17 protein-coding genes are annotated in these 23,625 nt (G+C 60.2%); 8 read left to right on the forward strand and 9 right to left on the reverse strand.

All coding sequences use genetic code 11. The features are described 5' to 3' along the window. Nucleotides 1–20 precede the first annotated feature (20 nt). Genes WJU23_RS21030 through menA form a run of 3 tightly spaced genes read right to left on the reverse strand, consistent with a single transcriptional unit; the run spans nt 21 to nt 3,001 of the window. On the reverse strand, nt 21–1,136 hold the full coding sequence (locus WJU23_RS21030) for an AMP-binding protein (RefSeq protein WP_346334596.1): 1,116 nt from the start codon (nt 1,134–1,136) through the stop codon (nt 21–23). Then, a complete protein-coding gene (locus WJU23_RS21035) occupies nt 1,133–2,107 on the reverse strand; it encodes a hypothetical protein (RefSeq protein WP_346334597.1) in 975 nt (324 codons plus the stop codon). Before WJU23_RS21035 ends, WJU23_RS21030 begins: the two co-directional genes overlap by 4 nt. A gap of 3 nt (nt 2,108–2,110) precedes the next feature. Beyond that, entirely contained in the window at nt 2,111–3,001 is an 891-nt protein-coding gene (gene menA / locus WJU23_RS21040; RefSeq protein WP_346334598.1) for a 1,4-dihydroxy-2-naphthoate octaprenyltransferase, read from the reverse strand. Between the two features lie 177 nt (nt 3,002–3,178). Here menA and WJU23_RS21045 point away from each other — a divergent pair, with 177 nt between their 5' ends. After that, complete coding sequence (locus WJU23_RS21045) at nt 3,179–4,609, forward strand: AAA family ATPase (RefSeq protein WP_346334599.1); 1,431 nt, start codon at nt 3,179–3,181, stop codon at nt 4,607–4,609. Between the two features lie 67 nt (nt 4,610–4,676). On the opposite strand, the gene WJU23_RS21050 is transcribed toward WJU23_RS21045, so the two are convergent. Then, entirely contained in the window at nt 4,677–5,657 is a 981-nt protein-coding gene (locus WJU23_RS21050) for a hypothetical protein (RefSeq protein WP_346334600.1), read from the reverse strand. 8 nt (nt 5,658–5,665) lie between these two features. Continuing rightward, nucleotides 5,666–6,916, reverse strand: a complete 1,251-nt coding sequence (locus WJU23_RS21055) for an OmpA family protein (protein ID WP_346334601.1) — start codon at nt 6,914–6,916, stop codon at nt 5,666–5,668. A 122-nt stretch (nt 6,917–7,038) separates the two neighbouring features. On the opposite strand from WJU23_RS21055, the gene WJU23_RS21060 reads away from it, so the two are divergent. Together WJU23_RS21060 and menB are read left to right on the forward strand one after the other, a co-directional pair. Continuing rightward, on the forward strand, nt 7,039–7,959 hold the full coding sequence (locus WJU23_RS21060) for a PfkB family carbohydrate kinase (protein ID WP_346334602.1): 921 nt from the start codon (nt 7,039–7,041) through the stop codon (nt 7,957–7,959). Nucleotides 7,960–8,072: 113 nt separating this feature from the next. Continuing rightward, complete coding sequence (gene menB / locus WJU23_RS21065) at nt 8,073–8,885, forward strand: 1,4-dihydroxy-2-naphthoyl-CoA synthase (RefSeq protein ID WP_346334603.1); 813 nt, start codon at nt 8,073–8,075, stop codon at nt 8,883–8,885. Between the two features lie 15 nt (nt 8,886–8,900). On the opposite strand, the gene WJU23_RS21070 is transcribed toward menB, so the two are convergent. The 3 genes from WJU23_RS21070 to WJU23_RS21080 all read right to left on the reverse strand — a co-directional run bounded on the left by WJU23_RS21070 (nt 8,901) and on the right by WJU23_RS21080 (nt 14,281). Then, on the reverse strand, nt 8,901–10,295 hold the full coding sequence (locus WJU23_RS21070) for a sulfatase (RefSeq protein WP_346334604.1): 1,395 nt from the start codon (nt 10,293–10,295) through the stop codon (nt 8,901–8,903). A 65-nt stretch (nt 10,296–10,360) separates the two neighbouring features. Then, a complete protein-coding gene (locus tag WJU23_RS21075) occupies nt 10,361–11,869 on the reverse strand; it encodes a hypothetical protein (protein WP_346334605.1) in 1,509 nt (502 codons plus the stop codon). Between the two features lie 57 nt (nt 11,870–11,926). Beyond that, a complete protein-coding gene (locus WJU23_RS21080) occupies nt 11,927–14,281 on the reverse strand; it encodes a family 16 glycoside hydrolase (RefSeq protein ID WP_346334606.1) in 2,355 nt (784 codons plus the stop codon). Between the two features lie 188 nt (nt 14,282–14,469). Between WJU23_RS21080 and WJU23_RS21085 the strand changes: the two genes are divergently transcribed. From WJU23_RS21085 to feoB, 3 genes are all read left to right on the forward strand, one after another. Beyond that, entirely contained in the window at nt 14,470–18,267 is a 3,798-nt protein-coding gene (locus WJU23_RS21085; RefSeq protein ID WP_346334607.1) for a PQQ-binding-like beta-propeller repeat protein, read from the forward strand. 109 nt (nt 18,268–18,376) lie between these two features. Beyond that, nucleotides 18,377–18,613: a FeoA family protein gene (locus WJU23_RS21090; RefSeq protein ID WP_346334608.1), complete on the forward strand. Its 237-nt coding sequence runs from the start codon at nt 18,377–18,379 to the stop codon at nt 18,611–18,613. Next, nucleotides 18,610–20,877, forward strand: coding sequence for a ferrous iron transport protein B (gene feoB / locus WJU23_RS21095; protein WP_346334609.1), 2,268 nt, complete (start codon nt 18,610–18,612; stop codon nt 20,875–20,877). The genes WJU23_RS21090 and feoB overlap by 4 nt, the downstream gene beginning before the upstream one ends. Before the next feature lie 240 nt (nt 20,878–21,117). On the opposite strand, the gene WJU23_RS21100 is transcribed toward feoB, so the two are convergent. Continuing rightward, a complete protein-coding gene (locus tag WJU23_RS21100) occupies nt 21,118–22,215 on the reverse strand; it encodes a 6-bladed beta-propeller (RefSeq protein ID WP_346334610.1) in 1,098 nt (365 codons plus the stop codon). Between the two features lie 135 nt (nt 22,216–22,350). On the opposite strand from WJU23_RS21100, the gene WJU23_RS21105 reads away from it, so the two are divergent. Both WJU23_RS21105 and fabG read left to right on the forward strand, forming a co-directional pair. Further along, entirely contained in the window at nt 22,351–22,737 is a 387-nt protein-coding gene (locus WJU23_RS21105) for a hypothetical protein (RefSeq protein ID WP_346334611.1), read from the forward strand. A 48-nt stretch (nt 22,738–22,785) separates the two neighbouring features. Beyond that, nucleotides 22,786–23,532 carry a 3-oxoacyl-[acyl-carrier-protein] reductase gene (gene fabG / locus WJU23_RS21110; protein WP_346334612.1) on the forward strand — a complete coding sequence of 249 codons (747 nt, stop codon included), beginning with the start codon at nt 22,786–22,788 and terminating at the stop codon, nt 23,530–23,532. Nucleotides 23,533–23,625: the final 93 nt, after the last annotated feature.

Below are 23,625 nucleotides of genomic sequence, written 5' to 3' on the forward strand. Positions count from 1 at the left end.
CCAGGCAACCCAACCCACACTCAAAGAGCCCTGTCAGGGCGAGACACCCCGGCCCGCGTGAACCCCAGACTTGCCACCTCCTTCCAGAGTCGTGACAAAAACCACCAAGTACGCCGCCCCCCCCCCCCCACCCGGCCGGGGGGGGTGGGCCAGCCTTGTTGGCGGGCGAGGGTCTCGATTTGCTCCTGGAGGGGGGCGAGGTGGATGAGCTCGCCGAGGATCTTGATGTAGCCGGAATCGCGGCCAGTGAACTGGAGGAACTGGTGGGTGCCGTGGTTCCAAAGGCGGACGAGATCCCGAGTAACGAGGCCGGTGGGGGGGATGGGGTCCCAGTGCCAGGTGCCATCGGCAGTGCGGAGGGCGTAGCCGGGGGAGAGGGCGGGGCCGGAGAGGATGAGGGGGGAACCTTTGTCAAGATTGGGGTCAAGGGGCCGGTCAAGAGCGTCAAGGCTAGGGTCAAGACAAGAGTTCAGAGGGGAGTCAGAGGTGCTGACTTGCCAGTGGGGGAGGACTTCGAGGGATTGGACGTCGAAGACGGGGCCGAAGGGGTTGTAGGGCTGGGTGGCGATCTGGGAGGCGGCCTCGGTCATGCCGTAGGTCTGGAAGACGCGCCAGCCGAGGGCGAGGGCGGAATCGGCGAGGGACTGGGACATGGCACCGCCGCCGATGATGGCGGCGCGGAGGGTGTCCGGACAGGGGATGCGGGCCTGGACGAGATCGTGCACCTGGGCTGGGACGAGGGAGACGAGGGTGATGCGCTCTTTTTCACACAGGGTGGCGAAATCCTGCGGCTGCCATTTGGCGGTGGTCTGAGTGACGCGGCTGTGGCTGAGGTGGGCGCGGGCGAGGATGGAGAAGCCGCCGACGTGATGAAGGGGGAGGGCGATGAGCCAGTGGTCGTCAGTGGTGACCTCGAAGTGGGTGTTGACGGCCTGGGCGGAGATCAAGAACGCACTTTTGGTGAGGGCGACCCATTTGGGGGTGCCGGTGCTGCCGGAGGTCTGGAAGAGGCAGAGATGGGTGAGGGACTGGGAGGTGAGAAAGTCGGCGAGGCCGGTGGCGGCGTCCGGCTGGGAGGGATTCACCGCGATGTGGTTGGCGGGGCTGTGCCAGTCGTCAAACACGGGAGGGGTCATGTGAGGGGCCTCCAGGGGAGTTTTTCCAGGACATCGCCAAAGCCGAGGCCGCCGCCGCTGAGATCGGGCGTCATGTGGCCGCCGGTGACGCGGATGCGCTCGAAGAAGGGGTCGGCATCGAAGAGGTGCTGGGTGCTGAGGCCGCAGAGGCCGATGCGGTCGCCGTGCTCCTGGCGGGCGAGGGCGGCCTGATAAGCGGCGTACATTTGGCCCAGGCCGTGGTCCATGGCGGAGGTGAGGACGAGGGGCTTACCGGGGTGCCTGTCTGCGACGGTGCGCCAGTCGCGACGGGCGGGCTTGACGACGACGGCATCGAAGCCGGTGCTGCCGTCGCGCCAGCCTTTGTCGAGGGCGAGCCTGACGCCCCATTTGGCCTGGCAGGCGGTCCAGAGGGCGGGGTCGTAGGGGAAAGGATCTTCGACGAAATCGAGCTGCCGATAGACGCGGACGGGCATGAACTCGATGAATTTTTGGAAGTCGTCCATGCTGAGGCAGGCATTAAAATCCACCCGGAAGCGGAGGCGGGGGTCATCGGAAATACGGGCGCAGTTTTCCAGGAAGCGGGTGGTTTCGCCGTAGTTGGCGTAGCCCTTGGCCTTGATGGCGGGCCAGCCCTCGGCGAGGACTTTTTCAAATTGGGGGACGGTGTCCTGGGCGAAGCTCCAGGAGTAATGGCTGCGGGGGATTTCCAGGTCCTGAAAGAGGCTGATGCCTGCCTCGCGGGCGGCGCCATCCACAGACGCGCAATGGAGGGCCATGGCGGTGACGGGGGTGGTAATGCCCTGCGCGAGGAGGCGGAGCTGCTCATCAATGGGGGCATCGCCAAATTCCGGCCAGGGATGGACGCAGCCGTAGCCGGAACCGATGCGGAGCAGGGCACCGGGGAAGACGCGGCGGTGAGAGGCAGAATTTAAGGCTACGCCGCTGCGGAGCAGGTATTCATGGATGTAGATGGGCTGGTCCAGGGTCACAGGTCACAAGGGGGTGAGGTGTGTCCTGGATACGCCCCAGCAGAACAAGGCGGCGAACAAGAGTAACTGCATGCCGCTGAGAGCGAGGAGGCGGTTGTATGACGGGCCGGGGGGCTGGGTCCAGATGCGGAGGATGAGGAAGAGGCCGACGGGGACGGTGGCGAGGGGGACGGTGAAGGCGCGGGGGAAGTCATGCTGCCACCAGTAAAGACCGGCGAGGTGGGCGAGAAGGATGAGGGCGGTGATCTCCAGCCGGGCGAAGGTGATGCCGAAGCGGACGGCCAACGTGCGTTTGCCCGTGCTGCGGTCTTCGGCCTGGTCACGGAGGTTATTGATGGCGATGAGGACGGTGGAGAGGCAGCCAACCTGGAAACCGGCGATGAGGCCGCCTTCCAGCCACTCGCCGGACTGGACGAAGGCGGAGCCGGTGACGGCGACGAAGCCGAAGAAGAGGATGACAAAAAGCTCGCCCAGGCCGCGATACGCGAGGGGCATGGGGCCGCCGGTGTAGCCGTAGCAGAAGTAGAGGGAAGGAATGCCGATGACGATGATGGCGACGCCGCGTGCCTGGATGAGGGGGACGGAAAGGAGGGCGGCAAGGGCGAGCATGAACCAGGCGGCGGTGAAGACGGCGCGGGGGGACATGACGCCGGAGGCGGTGATGCGGCGGGGGCCGAGGCGGGCGTGGGTATCCGCGCCTTTCATGAAGTCCAGAACGTCATTGAACCAGTTGGTGGCGATTTGCAGGGCGAGGGCGCTCGCCAACGTGCAGAGGAGGAGCCAGGTGCTCCATTGGCCGCTGATTTTCCAGCCCAGGACGGAGCCGACGACCACGGGGGCAATGGCCGCACCGAGGGTTTTCGGGCGGGCGGCGGCGATCCATTCAAAGAGCATGAGCAGCGGGAGAAGGAGGTGTGAGAAAAGACGAAGGCATCAAGAGACGATGTGAGCCGCTTTTCAACCGGGAACGTATCCTCTCAAAGAGCAAAGAAATCTCTCGCATCCAACGCATTGTCGCTTTTAACTGGCCCTGATTGCATCTGTGTGCCATCACCCCCTTTCACAAGGCTTATGTCATCCCTCCAGGCCATCCGCGACGCTCTTGAGCAGTCCCCTGATAATGTCTCCCTCCTTCTGCTCTTTGGCCGTGCCAGCATGGAGCTTCTGCACCTTGAAGATGCCCGCGAGGCCTTTGAGCGCGTGCTTGCCATTGACCCTGACCACACGGACGCGCAGCTAGGTGTGGCGCGGGTGCTGTTTATGGAAGGTGATGCCTCCGGTGCGGCGGTGCGGGCTGAGCGGGTGCTCTTGCAGGAGCCGGACAATGCGTCTGCCCACCTGCTGCTGAGCCGGGTGCATCTGAGCGAAAACGACCGGTCCAAGGCGATCGAGCATTTTGACCGCGCGGCGCAGATTGACGGCACGATGAGTGATCCGGCGCTGGAGCGTGAGCTGGGCCGCACGGCGCGTGATGCGCGGCGGACGTCCCCTGCCCCGTCGGCCCCGGAGCCGCCGGCTTCGAGCAGTGATGCTGCCGAAGACGGTGATGCGTCTCAGGAATTTTACGATGATCCGTTTGATGAGCCGCCCTATGACTGGCGGCCGGAGACGTTTTTTACACCGGGTGATCCGAACCGCTTCGAGACGACCTTTGCCGATGTGGGCGGGATGGACGAGCTGAAGGAGGAGATCCGCCTGAAGATCATTTATCCCCTGCAATACCCGGACCTGTATAAGGCCTATGGGCGGCGCACGGGCGGTGGCATTTTGATCTATGGGCCTCCGGGCTGCGGCAAGACGCTGGTGCTGCGCGCGGTGGCTGGCGAGGTGCCTTGCAACTACCTATCGGTGGGGCTGCATGAGATTTTTGATCCTTACTTCGGCAGCACGGAGCGGAACCTGCATCAGATCTTTGAAACGGCGCGGGCGAATGCGCCGTGCGTGCTGGTTTTTGATGACCTGGACTCACTGGCCCAGGACCGACGGAATGTGCGCGAAAGCCAGCTGCGCAATCTGGTGAACCAGTTTCTCCATGAACTGGACGGACTGCGTGAAAACCAGCGCGTGCTGGTGATTGGTGCGACGAATCAGCCGTGGTCGCTGGATCCGGCTTTCCGTCGCCCGGGGCGTTTTGATCAGGCGATTTTTGTGCAGCCGCCGGATGCGGGAGCACGGGCGCAGATCGTCACGCTACTGGCGAAGGACAAGCCGATTTCGAATCTGAATGTGGAGGCGCTCGTTGAGGCCACGGCCGGTTTTTCCGGGGCCGATATGGGCTGGGTGTTTGACCGTGCGGCGGAGCTGGCGCTTTCGGCGGCGATCCATAGCGGGCAGCCGGTACCGATCACGATGGAGCTGCTCTTAAACGTGGCGCACAGTCATACGCCGAGCACGCAGAGCTGGTTTGAAGGCGTGCGGGATCATGCGCATCAGGTGTCGCCGGACGGCTTTTTCAATGAGGTGCGGAAGTTCCTCAATGCGCCGTCTTCGAAGGAGCGATGAGGTTGATGCGGACGAGGTCGTCCGCGCTCCGTTTGCTTTGTTGTGCGGACGGGGGCGGCCGCGATCCTTAGACGAGTTCGCCTTCGGCCAAGCGCCGGGCTTGCTCGACCCAGCGCTCTCTTTCGATGCGGTCTTTAAAGGCCAGCCTTCGCGAAAACTCCCTGATCTGGACCTGATTCCAGGCGGAGATTTGCTGAAAGCGATAGACCCCCACTTCATGAAGCCGGTTCTGCAATGCTGGTGAGATGCCGTTCACCCGGGTCAGGTCATCCACATCCGGTGGCGGCTCTTTATAAACCAGGCCCAACGCGGGATCATTCTCCGGGATCACGGATGGGGGCGCTGATGCAGGAGCAGGGATGGCCCCGGCATCGGGATCAATGATGAAATCCAATGCCGAGCCAATGCCCAGCAAATCGAGTCCGTTTTGCCCCTCTTCATCATTTTTGTCCTCGTTCAGAAGAGCCGGTTGTTTCTCTTCTTCGGGTTCCTCGTCCATCAGAAACGAAAAGGGTTCCACGGCATCCTCATCCTCTGGAGGCGGGGTCGCAGGTGCAGCCGCAGGCGGACGTGACTTGGCCAGGCTGTCCAGTTTCATCTGAATCCGCGACAAAGCTGCCTCCTTGATGACCGGCCGGTCAGACATCTGCAACTCGGGCAGATCGGGGATCAAGGGCACGGGCGGGGTTTCTGCCACAGGTTGGGTCAACGGCGCAGGTGCCTCGATTTTCCGCTCTGGAAAAAGTGCGGGCGGTGATGGCGGCACCTGGGCAGACAGCTTGGGTGGGAGCAGCTCTTGGACCGGTGGCGTGGCTGGCTTCAATGCCTGCTCTGCCATTTTGCGTTTCAGCCCGGCCACCTCCTCGCGCAGGCTGTCCGTCTCTTCCTGCAAGTGGCGGTTCTGGCGCTTGTAGCGTCCCCAGGTCAACCCGCCAAACCACAGACCCAGAAGAAAGAAAAGGCACCCCAAACCGGCCACAAACGCTGTGCTATGCGTGAGGAAATACCACAGCGGTTCAGTCTCCAGGGATGTAAAATCAAACTTCATTGCGGATATCAGCGGATCAGGATCTCTACGGTGCGGGGATTTTCAGGTGCGCCCGGCGTGCCAGCACGCACAGGCTCAAAGGCGGCGGTCTGCACATCGCTGGCAGGCAGCCCTTGTTCAACGAGAAAAGAGTGCACTTCGCCCGCTCGCGCCAAGGCCAGCTTCCGCTCAGATTCTGGATTGCCATCAGGATCCGGGTGACTTCCAATGAGCAGCTTGACGACCGGTCCAGCCGTCAGTAACGAAGGCGTCAAGGCTGCCAGTTTCGCCTGCTCCTGGGCGCTTAAAGTCTGACGGCCTGGGTCAAAACTGATGCTCTGGCCAGACAGCGTCTCCCTCAGATTTTCGAGCTGCGTTTCAGGGATCGTGCTCTCCGGCTTGTAGCCTGGGAAATGATATTCTGAAGGATAGAACACCAGTTTGGAAATCACCTTTTTCCCACCCGTAACGGGTCGCAACAGCGCCAGCCATTCACTTTCAAGGGTCCGCGTTGCTGCCGCCTCGATCATCGGTTCCCCCTCTTTGTTGATTGAAAACCGTCGGGCGGAAGGAGAGGTAAAAAAAGCACGTACAAAGGAAGTCAAAGAGTCCGTATCGGAAAATACGGAAGGGAGTGTGTGGGCGCTTTCCTTCAGTTCTGTGGCATCCGTTCCACTCAAGAGCTTAACAAGCTGCCCACGCAGGCCATTGGCAGGAACAAGTCCAGCCAACTTGATCCCGGAAGAATCTTTTACCATTTCCAGCCAGGCGGCGACTTTCAGGTTTTCGATGATGGGTGCCATTAGGCGGCTGTCGGCCGTCAGAGGCCCCTGTTCACTTTCTGGCCAGCGCACCTGCGCATCCGCATGGAGGCCTTCTGTAGTCACCGTCAGGTCCGGGCGCAGCAGGTGAATCAACCGGGCAGCCTCACGGATGTTCTGTTCTTCAGGAAGCCAGCCTTCCAGAGTCAGGATATCATTGGCTAGGCGGGCGCGGAGGCTGGCCGGAATGCTGAGTTCATCCTTCACCAGTCGCAACGGTCTGATGGCCAAAACAGCGGCGCGGGCTTTTTCCAGTGCCGCGCGGTCCGGCGCATTCCCGGCGATACGAAGATCCAGAAAGCGCACATCCGCTGCCGCTGAACGTACACCTTGCTTAGCCAATGCGGCCAGCACCTGCTGGTGCAGATCTGGAAGCTGCTTTTCGGTATAGAACCAGCCATGCACGATCACCAGCAGCAGCAGCAAGGCCAGGGAGATGAGCAGGATGAAGAAACGCATGACGAGGAAGAACATTGACACAGGGGTGGGCTAACGGATACTCCGCCGCCCTTCTGCGCCTGAGTACCTACGGAGGTCCGATGCTGCGCTGCAAGAACTATTCCACACTCCCACTTATCCCCATGTCTGTCATCATCGCCGGAACCGTCGCCCTGGACAACGTCAAGACCCCTCAAGATGCCCAGGAGAACCTGCTCGGCGGCTCCGCTTCCTATGCCGCCCTGGCCGCCAGCATTTTCACACCGGAAGTTCACCTCGTGGGCATCATCGGCCATGATTTCCCGGAAGCCCACCTGAACCTGCTGAGCAGCAAGGGCATCTCCCTGGACGGCGTGGAGCGGAGCGACGGGGCCTCCTTTACCTGGAGCGGCGAATACCACGATGACATGAACAGCCGCACCACGCACAATGTGGCCATCAACGTCCTGGAGCATTGGATGCCGAAGCTTTCCACCGCCGGGGCCGCTGCGAAGATCGCCGTGCTGGCCAACATGAGCCCGGACAACCAGATGCAGACGCTGGAGCAGTGCACGGGTGCTGATTTCATCACGGCCGACACGATGGACCTGTGGATCAGCATCGCCAATGAGCGGCTGCATGATGTCCTCAAGAAGATTGACCTGCTGGTCATCAATGAGGGTGAGGCCAAGGAGTTCGCCGGAACGACCAACCTCGTCGAAGCCGGCTACCGCCTCCAGGCCAAGGGCCCGCGCTTTGTGGTCGTCAAACGCGGTGAGCATGGCAGTTATCTCTTTGGAGAAGGTGCCGGAGATTTCTTCGCCTGCTCTGCCTACCCGCTGCGCTCCGTCTTCGACCCCACCGGTGCCGGGGATTCCTTCCTCGGTGGCCTGGCCGGCTGGCTCTCTGCCAATGGCAAGACCAAGCCGACTTTTGCCGATCTGAAGACCGCCGTGGTCCACGGCAGCGTCACCGCCAGTTATACCTGCGAAGCTTTCAGCACGCATAAGCTGCAGACGGTCACCAAGGAGGATGTGGCGGCACGACTGAATGAATTGAAGCTGTTTACGGACTTCGTGGCGTAAAGAGAAGTTTGCTGTTGTTTGCGATGGATGGTGATGGTTTGCAGTTGATTGAAAACCATTGCCAACCACGGCAAACGCGCAGCGCCAACCATCGCCAACCTTCCCTTCCCCCTATGTGGAACACCATCCAGACATTCCAGGACATCAAGCTTGAAAAGACGGCCGACGGGATCGGCAAGCTCACGATCAACCGACCGGAGGTGCGCAATGCGTTCCGCCCGCAGACGGTGAAGGAGATGCTCATCGCGCTGGATCTGCTGCATGAGGACCGGGAGGTGGGGGTGATCATCCTTTGTGGTGAAGGGCCGCTGGCCTTCTGCTCCGGTGGTGACCAAAAGGTGCGGGGTGATGCAGGGTACATCGGTGATGATGGCGTGCCGCGGCTGAACATTCTGGATGTGCAGCGCAAGATCCGTACGCTGCCGAAACCGGTGGTGGCGATGGTGGCGGGATACGCCATCGGCGGCGGCCATGTGCTGCATGTGGTGTGTGACCTGACCATTGCGGCGGACAATGCCCGTTTCGGCCAGACAGGTCCCAAGGTGGGCTCTTTTGACGGCGGGCTTGGCTCAAGCTATCTGGCGCGCATTGTCGGCCAAAAGAAGGCCCGGGAGATCTGGTACCTGTGCCGTCAGTATGATGCGCAGCAGGCGCTGGACATGGGACTGGTGAACACGGTGGTGCCGCTGGAGAAACTGGAGGAAGAGACGGTCAAATGGTGCCGCGAGATGCTGGAGCACAGCCCGCTGGCGCTCCGCTGCCTGAAGGCTTCCCTGAATGCCGATTGCGACGGCCAGATGGGTCTTCTGGACCTGGCTGGCAATGCGACGCTGCTCTATTACATGAGCGAGGAGGCCAAAGAGGGCAAGAATGCCTTTGTGGAGAAGCGGAAGCCGGATTTTGGCCAGTTTCCGAGGCTGCCTTGATGGGTATAAGCCTGATTATTTGATCGGCGGCAATTTCTCCTCAAGCACGGTGCGCAGCTCTTTGAGTATGGCTGCATGCTGAGGGTCATGGGCGAGGTTGGTGTATTCGCGGGGGTCGTTGTCGTGATCGTATAGCTCGATGCCGTTGCGGCCTTCGTCCCATTCGGTGCAGCGCCAGCGGAGGGTGCGGATGCTGCGGCCCCAGAACTCGGCCTCGGGGCCGCGTCGGGCCTGAGTGAAGGCGCCTTCATGGATGGCTGTGGAGGGGGTATTCAATATGGGTTTGAGACTCTTGCCCTGCACATGGGAGGGGATGGGGATGCCGGTGAGGTCGCAGAGGGTTGGGTAGATATCCAGGAGCTCGGCGAGGCTGCCGCTGCTCTGGCCATTGCCCTTCATGCCAGGGGCGGAGATGATGAGGGGCACGGCGGCGCTTTCCTCAAAAAGGCTGCGTTTATGCCACAGCTCATGCTCGCCCAGATGCCAGCCGTGGTCGCTGGTGAAGACGACGACGGTGTTCTCTAGCAGGCCTTGTGCTTTCAAGTCGGCCATCAGGCGGCCAACCTGGGCATCCACATAACTGACGCAGGCCAGGTAGGCGCGGATGGCGGCGCGGCGCTGCTCAGGGGTGGCGGTCATCGTATAACCCGGAACGGAACCGTTACGGGCAGGCAGGGGGATGTCATCCACATCATTCGCGGGGGCCTCCGGCAGGGTGATGCTGTCCACGGGAAACAGGTCGAAATATTTGGCAGGAGCCACGAAGGGCGTGTGCGGGCGGTGAAAGCCAACGGCGAGGAAGAAGGGCTTGTCAGCATCACGCTTCTTCAACCAGTCCATGGCGATGGCGGTATGGGCTCCGTCCACGAGCTGGTCATCACCGCCCGGAATCTCCTGCCAGCCGATGCCCTTTTTCTTGCCGGTCTTGACCGTGACGATGGATTCACGAGATGGTGGATAGGGACGCTCGTCTTCGAATGGGGTGCCGAAGTCCCAGGCTTCGGGATCATCCTTGCTCTCCAGGCCGGTAGGGATGCCGAGGTGGAAGATCTTACCGGAACGGGCGGTGGCATAGCCCTGCTGGCGGAAATGATGCGGCAGGGTGAGCACGCCGGGAACATTGTCGTAGAGGACGTCGGCATTGTCAGTGACGCGTGTTTTGTTAGGCCGCAGGCCGCTCATCATGGAGGCGCGGGAGGGATTGCAGTGAGGGAACTGGCAGTAGGCGCGGCTAAAGAGCACGCCTTTTTTGGCCAGATCATCCAGGTGCGGTGTCTGGGCTTCTGAATGTCCGTAGCAGCTGAGCGTGGAGGCGAGGTCATCCGCCATGAGCAGCAGCACATTGGGGCGGGAATCCGCTGCGCATAAGCTGGAGCCGAGGCAGAGGAGGAGGGCGAGGAGACGCTTCATAGATCCGCTGTGAACGTATGGGCTGCGTCACTTTATCAGGGACTTGGCAAGTCCCACTCCTTGGCTCACTTGGGGATCTCGTTGAGAGTGTAGTAGGCGACGGGGTGCAGTACGGGATGGCCCTGGGTGTTCTTGACGCCGTCAAGATGCAACTCATGCACATGGCCCTGGGTGAGGGGCGAGAGGGTCAAGTAAACGGATTTGCCATCGGGGGCGACTTGGGCGCGGGTGATCTTGGGGATGATTTCGTCCACTTCGGGTCCGCCGTAGTCTTCGCGATAGGCATAGGTGAACTCGCGCATGGAATAGCTGGCGACATCGCCTGCGGTTTTGGCATCCACGGGCTGGGTGAAGGTAAGTTCAAAGCCATCGGGCTTGGCGCGCATTTCATGAATTTCGAAAGGCGTCTTGCCGGTCCACTCGAGCTTTTCAAAGCAGAAGGGTTTGCCGCCACGGGCACCCCAGCCACGGTCGCTGCCACCGGTGTAAAGGCGGCCCTCGGCATCCAGACGACCGCCAATGAGACCGCTGGAGAAGTCGCCCCGGAAGGGAATGACAACGCCCTGTTTGATGCCATTGACAGTTTCCAGGAAAACGCGGCTGATGTTGCTATGACTTTGGTCGGCGACGAAAAGCTGGTTTTGGAAAGGGCCAAATTTGCCCTGGGTTTCATCGCAAAGGATGAAGGTGGGCGAGTTGCCGATCTTGCCATGAACGAGGTAAACGGCCGGGGGGAGGAGTTCCTTGATGCGCTTGCGCTCCAGGATCATGCGGTCATTGTCGCCAGCGGGATTAAACTGACCACGTTTGCGGTCACCAAGGAAGGCTTCTTTGACTGGGTCCAATGGGCGGGGACCCATATTCGGGGCGATGGAATACCATTCGTTGCCGCCAGGATGGCCTTGGAAAGAGCCTGGGACGAGATGCTGAAGCGTGGATGAACCATGCCAGGGCCCCTGGTTGTCCACGTAATAGACCTCGCCATCTGCATCGAATCCGACGCCACCGGGACTGCGGATGCCGCTGGCGGTGGGAACCATGCTGCCGTCCGGCTTGACGCGCAGCGCCCAGCCACGAAAGGGCACCTTGCTGGTGAAGGAACCGGTGAGGCAGAGGGTGACCCAGAGGTCGCCGCTTTTGTCGAAACGGCTGCCGAGAGCGTATTCGTGGTAGTCACCGGAGACGCCCCAGGCATCGTTGAAGTTTTCAAAGACATCGGCGCGGCCATCGCCATCTTCATCCTTGATGCGGGTAATTTCATAACGGGTGGTGGCGTATAAAGCGCCGTCCTTATAGCCCAGGCCCAGGACTTCATGAAGGCCGGAAGCGAAGAGCTTATATCCGACTTTGGCAGGGTCTGCCTGCTGGGCATTGGAGACGAGCCAGATCTCTCCACGTCGGGTGCCCAAGGCGAGGCGGTCGTCCGGAAGAAGTTCAATGGAGCCTACCTCCATGGCGGTCTCTGTGGGCGTGGTGAAGGTGGTTATTTTGTAATAGTCTGCTTCGACAGGATCGGCTGAGAAGAGAGGGAGGGCGAGTGTGGAAAGCAGAGAAAGGAAAAGGACGGATTTCATGAATGATCAAATGTTAGGCACTGAAGCCAGGTTTGAAGAATTTCTTCATTGGAACCGTTACTGGGGCCAGGAGTAGGTGACGGTGATTTCGTTTCCGGCGACGGGGAGGAGGAGGTTGTCTCCGACGATGCGGGCACCGGGGGCAGTGATGCGGAGTTTGTTTTCGAAACTCCGGCCTTCGAGTTTGAGCAGGCCGCCATCCACCCAGAAGGTGCCGTCCACGGATTCGATCTTGCCGGTGGCAAGGCGGAGGAAGGTGTTCTTGGGGACGGTGCCGTCGAGCTTGAGCTTGCGGACGAGTTTGTCAGTGGCGGCGACGCTGCGGTCCTCCACTTTGAGGCCGTTCCATTCATACATGAAGGTGGGGTACCTTTGGGCATCCAGGCGGTAACCTTTCCAGGCATAACCGGGGGCGCGATCCACAGTGGCGGGCCAGGGGGAATCCGGTGTGGGCAGAATGGCGAAGGGCTGGCCAAAGGCGGGACTGAGGACATCGTATCCGAGCGGTGGCTGGTAACCACCGCCACGGCTGTTCCAGTGTTTGGAGGCATCGATAAATGCGCCGCGCCAGACAAGGGCGAGGTTCATCTGCTCGGCGCTCCAGGCGAGGCTGACGCCGCCGGGATAACCCACGGCAATACCGCGATTACCCGCACCGGCGATGAAGTTGCGATACACGACGGGCTCGTCTTTGACGATGAGAGGGATGGGGTCAAAGTCCTTGGCCTTTTTGGCCTTGGCACCTTTTTCCCAGCCTTTGGGCCGCCAGGTGGAAAGCGGGGTGACATCGAAGCTGGCCCCTTTCCAGGCGGCGAAGACGGCAATGTCTCCCTGGGCCTGGAAGTATTCGAGACGGAACTCATGGGGACCGGCTTCAAGCTGAGTGCTGCCTTCTTTGATATCGGAGGGGTGGATGCCGTCATGCTCGACAACCGTCTTGCCATCAATCATGAGGCGGACGCCGTCGTCACCGGCGGTGTAAAAACGATAGCTGCCTTTGCGGGGTGCATTGAGTTTGCCGGTGAAGACGACACCGAACTCGTTCTTGTAATCGTCCAGCTTGATCTGGACAAGGTTGTCTTCAACGACGCCCTGGCGGTGTGGGGTGAGTTTGGAAAAATCGGGCAGCTTGTCCCAGGCACCGAGATAGAGGGCGAACTTGAGATCCTGCAATCCTTTACCCAATGGCAGGACTTTCATCTTGCCGTTCATGGTGAGGGCGTGGCCGGGGAAGGTGCAGACGAAAGGATAGTCGCCGTTTTTTTCAGGAGCGATGAAGGTGAGGGTGTCGGTCTCGTGCGGGTTGAGCATCTTGGAGTGGAGCCAGATGCTTTTGTCATCGGGCACCCAGTTGCGCTTGAGGGCGGCCTCGGGGTCCTCCATCTGCTTCATGGCCATGAGGGCGGTGTCGGTACCGGGCTGACAGAAGACGATGTTATGAGGGAGGTCATCGCCATTTTCGAAGATGAGTTTCACGGGTTCGCCAGGGCGCACGGTGAACTCGGTCTGGTCATACTTCATCTGGGCGGTCATCGTTTTGAGACGAATGATTTGGGCCTTGGCGGCGGGAGTTTTAGCTGGTGGGACCTTGGCGGCGACTTGTTTCTTTTTTGCTGGGGCGGAAGCGGCTGGTTTGGCGGGGGCTTTGGTGCCGGCTTTGTCGGAATCCACAATGAGGGGTCGCAGCCAGATGTTGCGATAGCGGACAGGATTCAGGTGGTCCTGGAGGAAGAGGTCGCCCTCCTGGAGGGTGCTCTCGAATTCGCGCATGTAATGCACAACGACGCCGTTGTGGATCACGGTCAGGCGGGCCTTGCCACCGTCTTTGGGGCGCTCGAAAAAGATGTCGTAAGTCTGCCATTCGCCCGGTTTGCGGCTGGCATTGACCATGGGAGGATAATTTTTGTACAGACCGGCAGCCTGGCCATCGGGATAGGTGTCATTCTGGTAGGAATCCAGCACCTGGATCTCCGGGAAGCCTCCAATGAAGACGCCGCTGTTTCCCCTGCCCTGGCCATTGCCGACGACCTCGACAGGTGTGGCCCACTCGATGTGAAGCTGGTAATCGCCTTGGAATTTTTCCTTGGTGCGGAGGCCGCCGCTGCGGGGAGTGATTTCCATGTAGCCGTTTTCGACCTTCCAGAGAGGTTCGTCACCCGGAGGGGAGTCTTTGCGTGGCTCACGCTTCCATTGGGAAAGATCCTTGCCGTCAAAGAGGACGATGGCATCGGAGGGGGCGGCACCGGCTCTTTCCTGGGTGCTGAAGCCGGGCGGGGTGATGACGGGGGGCCGAGGGCGCTGCAAGTCATTCGCCCGATAGACGCCGCCGGGTGTCATGGGCTGTTCTTTCTTTTTGTCGGCCGCCTGGAGGCTGGTGGCCAAACTGAGGATCAGGAGGAAGGAAAAACGCATGATGAAAGTGGGGGCAGACAACGGGAGGTGGGGAGGGATTCTATCTGGGAACGGGGATGGGATTGATGACTTATGATTTACGATTTATGACTTGGGAATGGAGTAGTTCCCCCTCGCATCGTCACGCGGGCAGAGAGTCTTTGCTTCCCTGCAATGACTTGGGGCTGGGAAGCGTTGATTAGGGCTTCATGAAATGCGTTTTCCTTTTCCTTTGTCTGACTGCCCTTCCCTGCTTTGCTGCTGACTGGCCAATGTGGCGGTATGATGCGGGACGGACAGCGGCGTCTGATGAGGTGCTGCCGGAGGGGCTGGAACTGCAATGGGAGCGGGTGGAGTCCCCGAGGGAGCAGGTGTGGGATGATCCGCTGAACCACGACCTGATGCCGTATGACCGGATCTTTGAACCGGTGGTGATGGGCGGGAAGATGTTCATCGGCTATAATGACCGGGACAAGGTGGTGGCGCTGGACCTGGAGACGGGGGCGAAGGTGTGGACTTTTTACACGGGTGGGCCGGTGCGGCTGCCACCGGTGTGCTGGGAGGGAAAGGTGTATTTCACCAGCGATGATGGGCACCTCTATTGTGTGAAGGCGGAGGATGGGAGCAAGGTGTGGTCCTTTAGCGCGGCACCTTCTGCCATGAAGACGCTGGGGAACATGCGGCTGATCTCCGCCTGGCCTGCGCGCGGCGGCCCGGTGATCAAGGATGGGAAGGTCTATTTTGCAGCGAGCATCTGGCCGTTTATGGGGACGTTTTTATATGCGCTGGATGCAAACAGCGGTGAGGTGGTGTGGGTGAATGACGGGACGGGAGCGGATTTCATCAAACAGCCGCACAGTGCCGCAGCCTTTGCTGGCGTAGCCCCGCAAGGGGCGCTGGTGGCCACGAAAGATACCCTGCTGGTGCCTGGCGGCCGGTCCGTTCCCGCAGGATTCGACCTGTCCACGGGGGAACTGCGCTACTTTCACCTGAACGACGGCGGCAAGGGCAACGGAGGTTCGTTTGTGGCGGCCGGAGAGAAGTATTTTTATGTGCATACCCGCGAGCGCGGAGTGCGGGTCTATGATCTAAAAACTGGCACCGCAGGGAAGTCCACCATGAATGAACCGGTGATCGTAGGAGACCGCTTGTATGCGGCGAAGGTGACGGAGAAAGACGATCCGGTTGTGCAGGCACTGGGCACCAGCGAGAAGGTGCTGTGGGAGGTGAAGGCGGATGGCAGCGGGGACCTGATCCAGGCGGGCGGGCATCTGTATGCGGCGGGGAAAAAGACCCTGTCGGCCATCGAGCTGCCGAAGTCTGACAAGGACAAGGCGCGGGTGGCCTGGACGCTGCCGGTGGAAGGGAACGTGCAGAGGCTGCTGGCGTCGAACGGCAAGCTCGTGGCAGTGACGCTGGACGGACGCATCCAGGTGTATGGCCAGGGAAAGAAAACCGGGCGGCTGGTGGTGGAGCCTATGTCCATGAATATGAGGGATGCGGAGGCGGAAAAACTGGCGAAAACTCTGGTGGAAAAGGTGCAGGACGAGGGCGGGCATTGTCTGGTTTATGGACTGGGCAGCATAGGGCTGGTGAATGCGCTGCTGAGCACCACGGACATGCAGATCACGGTGGTGGATCCGGATGCTGAGCAGGTGGAACTGGCGCGCAAGGCCTATGATGAAAGCGGGATGCTGGGCAAGCGGATCACTTTTCATGCAGGCGATGCGCTGTCCTTCCAGGCACCGCCGTATTTCGCGCATGGGGTGGTGGTGAGCCCGGAGATGTCTGAGCTGATGAGCCGGCCGGAAATGCTGAAAGCGGCGTATGCCTCCGTGAGGCCGTATGGAGGCATCTTATTGTGGCTGGGGGAGAAGGCTCCGGATGTGAGCGGACTGGAAAAGGCGCGGGTGGAGGCGGTGGACGGTCAGCAGCTTATTATTCGTGAAGGGGCGCTGCCAGGTGCAGCGGACTGGACACACCAGTATGGGGACATCGGTAATACGGTGAAGTCCAACGACAGCCGTGTGCGTGCTCCGCTGGGAGTACTCTGGTTTGGCGGAAGCTCCAATATGGATGTGCTGCCTCGGCATGGCCATGGTCCGCCTGAGCAGGTGGTGGGCGGCCGCCTGTACATCCAGGGGATGCACAGCTTCAGCGCACGGGATGTTTATACGGGCCGCGTGATCTGGCAGCATGACTTCAAGGACCTGGGCACCTTTGGCATCTATTATAACGAGACCTATGAGGACACGCCGCTGAGCACCGCGTATAACCAAAAGCATATTCCCGGGGCGAATGGCCGGGGCACCAACTATGCGGCGACGGAGGAGGCCGTCTATGTGGCGGTGCACGGGGAATGCCACATGCTGGATTCACGCACAGGTGAGCTGATGAAGAAAATCCCGATTCGTGAAGAAAAGGGAGATCCGGCGCAATGGGCCTTCATCGGAGTGCTGGAAGACCTGCTTATCGGCGGGGATGACTTTGCCCACTTCAGCTTGCAATTGGGCGGCGTAAAAAGCCGCACGCAGGCTCCCATTGAAGATTACTCCGCCAGCGCAGGCCTGGCGGTCTATGACCGGCATAGTGGCAAGCTGCTCTGGCGGGTAAAGGCCAAACACAGTTTTCTGCACAATGGCATCGTAGCAGGCAATGGGCGGATCTACTGCCTGGACAAGCTAACCACCCATGCCGAAGGCCTGCTCAAACGCCGCGGTCGTGACCTGCCGAAGGACTACCGAATTGTGGCGCTGGATGCCCGCACAGGCGAAACGCTCTGGGAGCAGGAAAAGGATCTCTTTGGCACCTGGCTGGGCTATTCCGCCGAGCATGACCTGCTGCTACAAGCCGGCGCCAAAGCCAGCGACCGCCTGTCCACAGAAGTGGGAGACGGCATGATCGCCTACCACGGAAAAAATGGCGCAGTAAGGTGGCAGGACCTTGAGCGGGAATATACCGGCCCCTGTATCCTGCATAATGAACTCATCCTGACGGGGGCGAATTCGTATAGCAAATCCGGCGGCGCCTTTAACCTGCTGACCGGAGAAGATCATTTGGTCAAAAATCCGCTCACAGGCAAAATGGAGCCGTGGCGGCTGAACCGCACGTATGGCTGCAACACGATCATCGCCAGCGAACATCTGCTGACGTATCGAAGCGGATCAGCCGGTTTTTATGATCTGGACAGCATGAGCGGGACGGCGAGCCTGGGCGGATTCAAGTCCGGCTGCACCTCCAATCTGGTGGTGGCCAACGGGGTGCTGAATGCGCCGGACTACACACGAACCTGCAGTTGCTCCTACCAGAACCAGACGTCACTGGCGCTGATTCACATGCCGGAGATGGAGATGTGGAGCTACAGCCAGTTTGGCCTGGATGGCGAGCAGGGCGACCGAATCCTGCGGGCAGGCATTAACTTTGGCGCGCCAGGCAACCGCCGCGATCCTGCGGGGACACTCTGGCTGGAGCATCCACATGTGGGGGATGGCAATGCACCGCAGATGGGAGTGGAAGGCGTGGACCGGGTGAAATGGTTCCGCAGGCACAGCTCACAAGTGACGGCGAAGGGCGAGGGGCAGACGTGGATCGCCGCCTCCGGCCTGATGGGAGAGGGCGAAATCGTCATCACGCCCTCCCTGCGGCGGCCGAAGCTGGTGAAACCGGTGAAATCGGTGAAGGACAAGGACGGCAACGAAATCCCTGCGCCACCAGTGATGCCGGAGGAACTGCTGAAGGTGGACTATCCGCCGAAAGCACACACAGTTAGGCTGCACTTCAGCGAGCCGGACGGGCTGGCCGCGGGAGGGCGCGTCTTTAGTGTGAAACTGCAGGGCAAGACAGTGCTGGAGAATTTTGACATCGCACGCGAGGCCGGTGAAGCAGGCGGCGTGATCGTGAAGGAATTCCCCGGGGTGAGCATGGGAGCAAACCTGAAAGTCACGCTGGCAGCAGCCAAAGGCAAAGCGCCTCCGGTGCTCTGCGGCGTGGAGTTTGTCGCTGAATGAAGCGGGTGTTGCACAAGATCCATTGCAAAATCTAATCGCCATCGGTTGCAAACATTGGCGCGCCCTCTAGCTTCGCCCACTGCAAGCGCGTCTCAATAGCACTTCGGCCATGCACGCTACCTCCACCCTTTCCAAACTCCCTGTCGGTCAGTCCGGCATCATTCAATCCATGCCTACGGGGAGGGCGGGGCTGACACGGCTGCGCGAACTGGGGCTGACACCGGGTGCCAAGGTGACGATGGTCAGGCGCGCGCCGCTGGGCGAGCCCATCGAGGTCACAGTGCGCGGATCCCACCTGGCGATGCGTAATCATGAGGCGGCTGACATTTCCATCACCCTGGCATGAGCGCTGAACTGCCCCTGCTGGCCATTGTCGGCAATCCCAACTCCGGAAAGACCACCGTCTTTAACCATCTGACGGGCCTTCGCCAAAAGGTGGGCAACTACCCTGGTGTGACGGTCGAAAAGAAGATGGGCGAGTGCTATAGCCAGCATGGCAAGAAGTTGCGGCTGATCGACCTGCCGGGGGCCTACAGCCTGAATGCCCGCAGCCCGGATGAGGCGGTGCTGAGAGATGTGCTGCTGGGCCGTCAAGCGGATACGCCCCGGCCTGACCGGGTGATTTTCATCGCCGATGCGGCCAATTTGGAGCGCAATCTGTACCTGCTTTCCCAAGTGCTGGAGCTGGGAATTCCGACGGTGCTGGTGCTGAACATGATAGACATCGCCAAGTCCAAGGATTGGCAGATTGACGTGAAGAAGCTGTCTGAGGAGCTGGGAGTGCCGGTGGTGCCGATGCAGGCGACGAGCGGGAGCGGCTACATCGAGCTGAAGGCGGCCATGAGCCGGGAGGACCTTCCCCTGCCCCGCTGGCAGTCCGCCCCGCTGCCGGAGGACATCCGCGCGGCGCTGGAGACGACGCGTGCCGGGCTTGTGCAGACCAAGGCGGTGCATGAAAAGACGACGCTGCTGGAGCCGCTGTACCTGCTTTCCGATCATGACCCGCTGCACGCAGGCATCCGCGATGCGCAACTGGGCCAGATTCAAAAAGGGCGGGAAACGCTGAATGCGGCGCACCCCGGCTGGGAGGACCAACTGGTGGCGGACCGGTATGCGCAGATCGAAAAGCTGACGCAACAGGTGCTGAAGCGGCCAGATAAGGAACTGCCGACGCTGACTCAAAAGCTGGATGCGTTTTTACTGCACCCTATTTTTGGCGGCGTGACGGTGCTGGCTTTTTTGATGTTCCTTTTCTATCTGATCTTCAAGGTGGCTGAGGGTCCGATGGACTGGATTGACACGGGTTTTGGCAACCTGGGAAGCTGGGTGAATGACATGATGCCGCCGGGGGATTTGAGGGACCTGATCGTCCAGGGGGCGATTGCAGGTGTAGGCGGGGTGGTCATCTTCCTGCCGCAGATTTTGATCCTTTTTTTCTTCATCGGGATCATGGAGGACACAGGTTACATGGCGCGGCTGGCCTTCATCCTGGACCGGATGATGAGCGTGGTTGGGCTGAACGGGAAGGCTTTTATCCCCTTCCTGAGTTCCTATGCCTGTGCGATTCCTGGCGTGATGGCGGCGAGGACCATTGAAAGCCCTAAGGACCGCCTTATCACCATCCTCATTGCGCCCCTGGCGAGCTGCTCGGCGCGTATCCCCGTGTATGTGCTGCTGATCAGCGCGTTTATGCCGGATACGGTGTCCAATCTGGCCAAGGCAGGGATCATGGTGGGGCTATACGCCTTGGGGACTTTTGGGGCTTTTTTCTTCGCCTGGGTGCTGAACAAGGGGATCATGCGAGGGGCTAATGCCCCGATGATTTTGGAAATGCCGTCGTATAAAATGCCGGCGCTGCGATCCATTTTGCTGCTGGTGTGGCAGCGGGCCCGGGTGTTCCTGGTGCGGGCGGGGACGATCATTTTCGGGATCTCGATCCTGATCTGGGCAGCCTCAACCTATCCGAAAAACGAGGCGCTGACGGAGCGTGCTGCCATGCTGGAGGAGCAGATCGCGGCCATGGAGGAAGCGGTCGGCGTGGATGAGCAGGATCAGGCCGGTAACATCAATCACTCCCTGGCCAAACCGGGGCCACGGGTGGATAAAGATTCCGACGAGGTAACTGAGATTCCTGAGAATCCTGAGCTGGTGAAAGCCCGCACGGAGCTGGCCTCCCTCAGTTCGCAGCATCTGGCGCAGAGTTTTGCGGGCCGGGCGGGGCACTTCATTGAGCCGGCGATTGCGCCGCTGGGTTATGACTGGAAGATCGGCATTGGCCTCATCGGCAGTTTTGCAGCCCGTGAGGTGTTTGTGAATACCATGTCCGTGGTCTATGCAGTGCAGGCGGAAGAGGATGATGACCTGATGCCGGTGAGGGACCGGATTCGCGAAGAGCGGAGACCTGACGGCACACCTGTTTTTACACCGCTCGTCTGCATCAGCCTGCTGGTGTTTTATGTGTTTGCCATGCAATGCGTGAGCACCATGGCGATTGTGAAACGGGAAACCGGAAGCTGGGGCTGGATGTGGTTCCAGCTCGGTTTCATGACCGGCACGGCCTACTTGCTGTCGCTGGCGGTTTACCAGATCGGCAGCGCGATGGGGTATTGACGGCAGTTTAATCCCCTGCCGCGGTTCACAAACGTATTATTCAAGATGATGAATGACTGGCAATCCTGGGCAGCCCCTGCGGTGGTGATCATCACGGCCGCGATCTTCCTTTTGCGTGTGGTTCGCGGACGCAAGAAAGGCGGTTGCGGGGGCGCTTGCGGATGCAAGCCGAAGATGAAGTAACGCGCGCGGGAAAAAATCCTGTCCCGCCGTCTCCCCGAGCCAAGGTTGCGGTGATTCTTAAACTTTTTCGAGCTTGATCGGATAGGTCTGGAAGGCGTTCCACTGGCAGACGATGAGGTCGCCATTTCCCAAGACGCAAACATCGTGGCCATGGTCAATGATGGGCTGGGCCTGCTGAAGCGGCTTGAGTTTCCCTTCCTCATAGGTCGGATTGGTGCCACCCGGGGCGCTGATAACCTGGCCTGCTGCATCCAGAATGACCGTGAAGCCGGAGGGATTCTGGGGAAGCTTGTTCCGCACCGGATCTACGGACCAGCAGACACCGGCATAAAGCTCCTGGCCGGAGATGACCGGACGACAGACTTTGCAGCCGGGCACTTCGATGGTTTCAATGTATTTGCCCTCCAGCGAGAAGCGGCGGAAACAATGGTCCGCGCGGGAAGTGACGAGCACGGTGGCCTTGTCATCACCCTGGCGGCGGTCAATCTCGATGCCGTGGGCGTTATTCAGCCGCTCCTGCTCCGGCACGCCTTCCTTGCCACCGAAGCGGGAGATGAACTTGCCTTTGTGGTCGTAGCGCAGGACAAAGTTGGACCCATAACCATCCACGACGTAAATGTCGCCATTGGGGGCGACGGCAGTTTCGGTGGGATTGAAAAACTGGTCCGGTTCATAGGCCCCCACGCTCATCGGGTGGCTCAGGCTAAAAATCTCCCGGCCAGCGAGGTCAATCTTCACCACACGTCCCGTCTGGCGATAACCGCTGCCTCCGCTTTTCCAAAGACCGCTGTCCGTGACGAAGAGAAACTCCTCCCCGTTTTCCCGGCTAAGGCTGAGCCCATGCCCGCCCGGCCAGGCGCTGCCCCAGGATTCCAGGATGGTGCCGTCAGGTTTGTAAACCAGCATTTGGTTATCCCAATGGTCGCCCACCATGAAGAGACGGCCATCCTTCACCTGCACCATTTCATGACAGTTCAGGATGGGGTGATGCCTCCCCTGCCCCGGCGTCACCCAGTCCTTGATGACTTTATAACGGTGGTCGCCATGACCAATGACGACATCCTTTTTGGGATCCGGTGCCGCGCGCAGGGTCTGGGTAAAAGTGGCAGCGGCAGCAGTGGTGAGCCCGGCGAGAAAATGGCGGCGTGTCTTCATGAATACAGATGTTTTAGCGGGCCAGGCAGCACATGGAAATGCTGATGTGATGGAGGATGCGACTTTAGGACAGAGTGGAACAACAAGGGTGTTTTGGAATTGGCAGTCGGATCAAAAAGGTTTCAGATGCGTGGCATGACTCCCAAAGCCGAAAAACTGCTGCCAAAGATTGAGAGAGCAGGCATCAAGGCCTCCCTGAAGGCAGGCCATGTAGTGAGCCGGGAGGAACTGCTGGAGGTGAAGGTGCAATTGATGCCGACGCTGCTGCGGTGGACGCTGGGAGGCTTTTCTGCGGCCTCGGCGTATGGATCCTACATCCAGTTCAATACGGGAAACAGTCTCGCGGCCCTTGGTTTCCTGCTCCTCGCCGTGCTGTTTTTGTTCTTTGCCTGGGTCGGCATTCTCAAGACGCTGGGTCACGTGCTGGAAGGAATGAAGGAAGTAGATTATGCGAATGCAGGAGAACTGGTGAGTTTGGCCTTGATCAGTATTGCCGAAGCGGTCGGCACCGTCCTTGATTGAGAAGCAAGGACGCGCTTGCCATGGAGCCGGGCTTGGCCATGATGAGGCATGGGTAAACTCCAAGATAAAGTCGCAGTCGTCACCGGTGCCGGACGTGGCATCGGCAAAGCCATCGCTGAAAAATTCGCCACCGAGGGCGCCAAAGTGGCCGTCATCAGCCGCACCGAGGCCAATTCCCAGGCCGCCGCTGAGGCCATCAATGCCCAGTATCCCGGTGCCGCCAAAGGCTATGCCGTGGATGTGGCCAATGGTTCCGCTGTGGCAGAGCTGGGCAAGACCGTGCTGGCGGACTTTGACCACGTGGACATCCTCGTCAACAACGCCGGCGTGACGAAGGACGGTCTGCTCCTGCGCATGAGCGAGGATGATTGGGACTTCGTCGTGGATACCAATTTGAAGGGCGCCTTCAACATGGTGAAGGCCTTCCAGCGCAGCATCCTGAAACAGAAAGGCGCACGCATCATCAATGTGGCCTCCGTCATCGGCCTCATCGGCAACGCCGGCCAGGCCAACTACGCCGCCTCCAAGGCCGGCGTCATCGGCTTCACCAAATCCCTCGCCCGCGAATTCGCCGGCCGTGGCGTCACCGCCAATGTCATCGCCCCCGGCTTCATCGCCACCGACATGACCGGCGTCCTGGATGAGAAATTGAAAGCAGCGGTGCTGGAAAAAATCCCCCTCGCAGACTTCGGCCAGGCCGAGGACATCGCCTCCGCCGCCCTGTTCCTGGCCAGCCCCGAAGCACGCTACATCACCGGCCAGGTCCTGGCCGTAGACGGCGGCATGGTGATGTAAACTTGTTAGTCGGGTTCCATAACGGCTGTCCGGCCTCACCCTTGGAAGAAGCTGCCTCTATTGAAATAGGGTGGCATGCCATTTTGTGAGATC

Source organism: Prosthecobacter sp. SYSU 5D2, assembly GCF_039655865.1.
In the GTDB taxonomy this organism is placed as follows: domain Bacteria; phylum Verrucomicrobiota; class Verrucomicrobiia; order Verrucomicrobiales; family Verrucomicrobiaceae; genus Prosthecobacter.

Excerpts from the sequence above, each read along its gene's own strand:
- feoB (WP_346334609.1), top strand. The coding sequence starts at position 18,610 with ATGAGCGCTGAACTGCCCCTGCTGGCCATTGTCGGCAATCCCAACTCC.
- fabG (WP_346334612.1), top strand. The coding sequence starts at position 22,786 with ATGGGTAAACTCCAAGATAAAGTCGCAGTCGTCACCGGTGCCGGACGT.
- WJU23_RS21070 (WP_346334604.1), bottom strand. The coding sequence starts at position 10,295 with ATGAAGCGTCTCCTCGCCCTCCTCCTCTGCCTCGGCTCCAGCTTATGC.
- WJU23_RS21085 (WP_346334607.1), top strand. The coding sequence starts at position 14,470 with ATGAAATGCGTTTTCCTTTTCCTTTGTCTGACTGCCCTTCCCTGCTTT.
- WJU23_RS21050 (WP_346334600.1), bottom strand. The coding sequence starts at position 5,657 with ATGAAGTTTGATTTTACATCCCTGGAGACTGAACCGCTGTGGTATTTC.
- WJU23_RS21060 (WP_346334602.1), top strand. The coding sequence starts at position 7,039 with ATGTCTGTCATCATCGCCGGAACCGTCGCCCTGGACAACGTCAAGACC.
- menA (WP_346334598.1), bottom strand. The coding sequence starts at position 3,001 with ATGCTCTTTGAATGGATCGCCGCCGCCCGCCCGAAAACCCTCGGTGCG.
- WJU23_RS21105 (WP_346334611.1), top strand. The coding sequence starts at position 22,351 with ATGACTCCCAAAGCCGAAAAACTGCTGCCAAAGATTGAGAGAGCAGGC.
- WJU23_RS21075 (WP_346334605.1), bottom strand. The coding sequence starts at position 11,869 with ATGAAATCCGTCCTTTTCCTTTCTCTGCTTTCCACACTCGCCCTCCCT.
- WJU23_RS21100 (WP_346334610.1), bottom strand. The coding sequence starts at position 22,215 with ATGAAGACACGCCGCCATTTTCTCGCCGGGCTCACCACTGCTGCCGCT.
- WJU23_RS21030 (WP_346334596.1), bottom strand. The coding sequence starts at position 1,136 with ATGACCCCTCCCGTGTTTGACGACTGGCACAGCCCCGCCAACCACATC.
- WJU23_RS21080 (WP_346334606.1), bottom strand. The coding sequence starts at position 14,281 with ATGCGTTTTTCCTTCCTCCTGATCCTCAGTTTGGCCACCAGCCTCCAG.
- WJU23_RS21055 (WP_346334601.1), bottom strand. The coding sequence starts at position 6,916 with ATGCGTTTCTTCATCCTGCTCATCTCCCTGGCCTTGCTGCTGCTGCTG.
- menB (WP_346334603.1), top strand. The coding sequence starts at position 8,073 with ATGTGGAACACCATCCAGACATTCCAGGACATCAAGCTTGAAAAGACG.
- WJU23_RS21045 (WP_346334599.1), top strand. The coding sequence starts at position 3,179 with ATGTCATCCCTCCAGGCCATCCGCGACGCTCTTGAGCAGTCCCCTGAT.
- WJU23_RS21090 (WP_346334608.1), top strand. The coding sequence starts at position 18,377 with ATGCACGCTACCTCCACCCTTTCCAAACTCCCTGTCGGTCAGTCCGGC.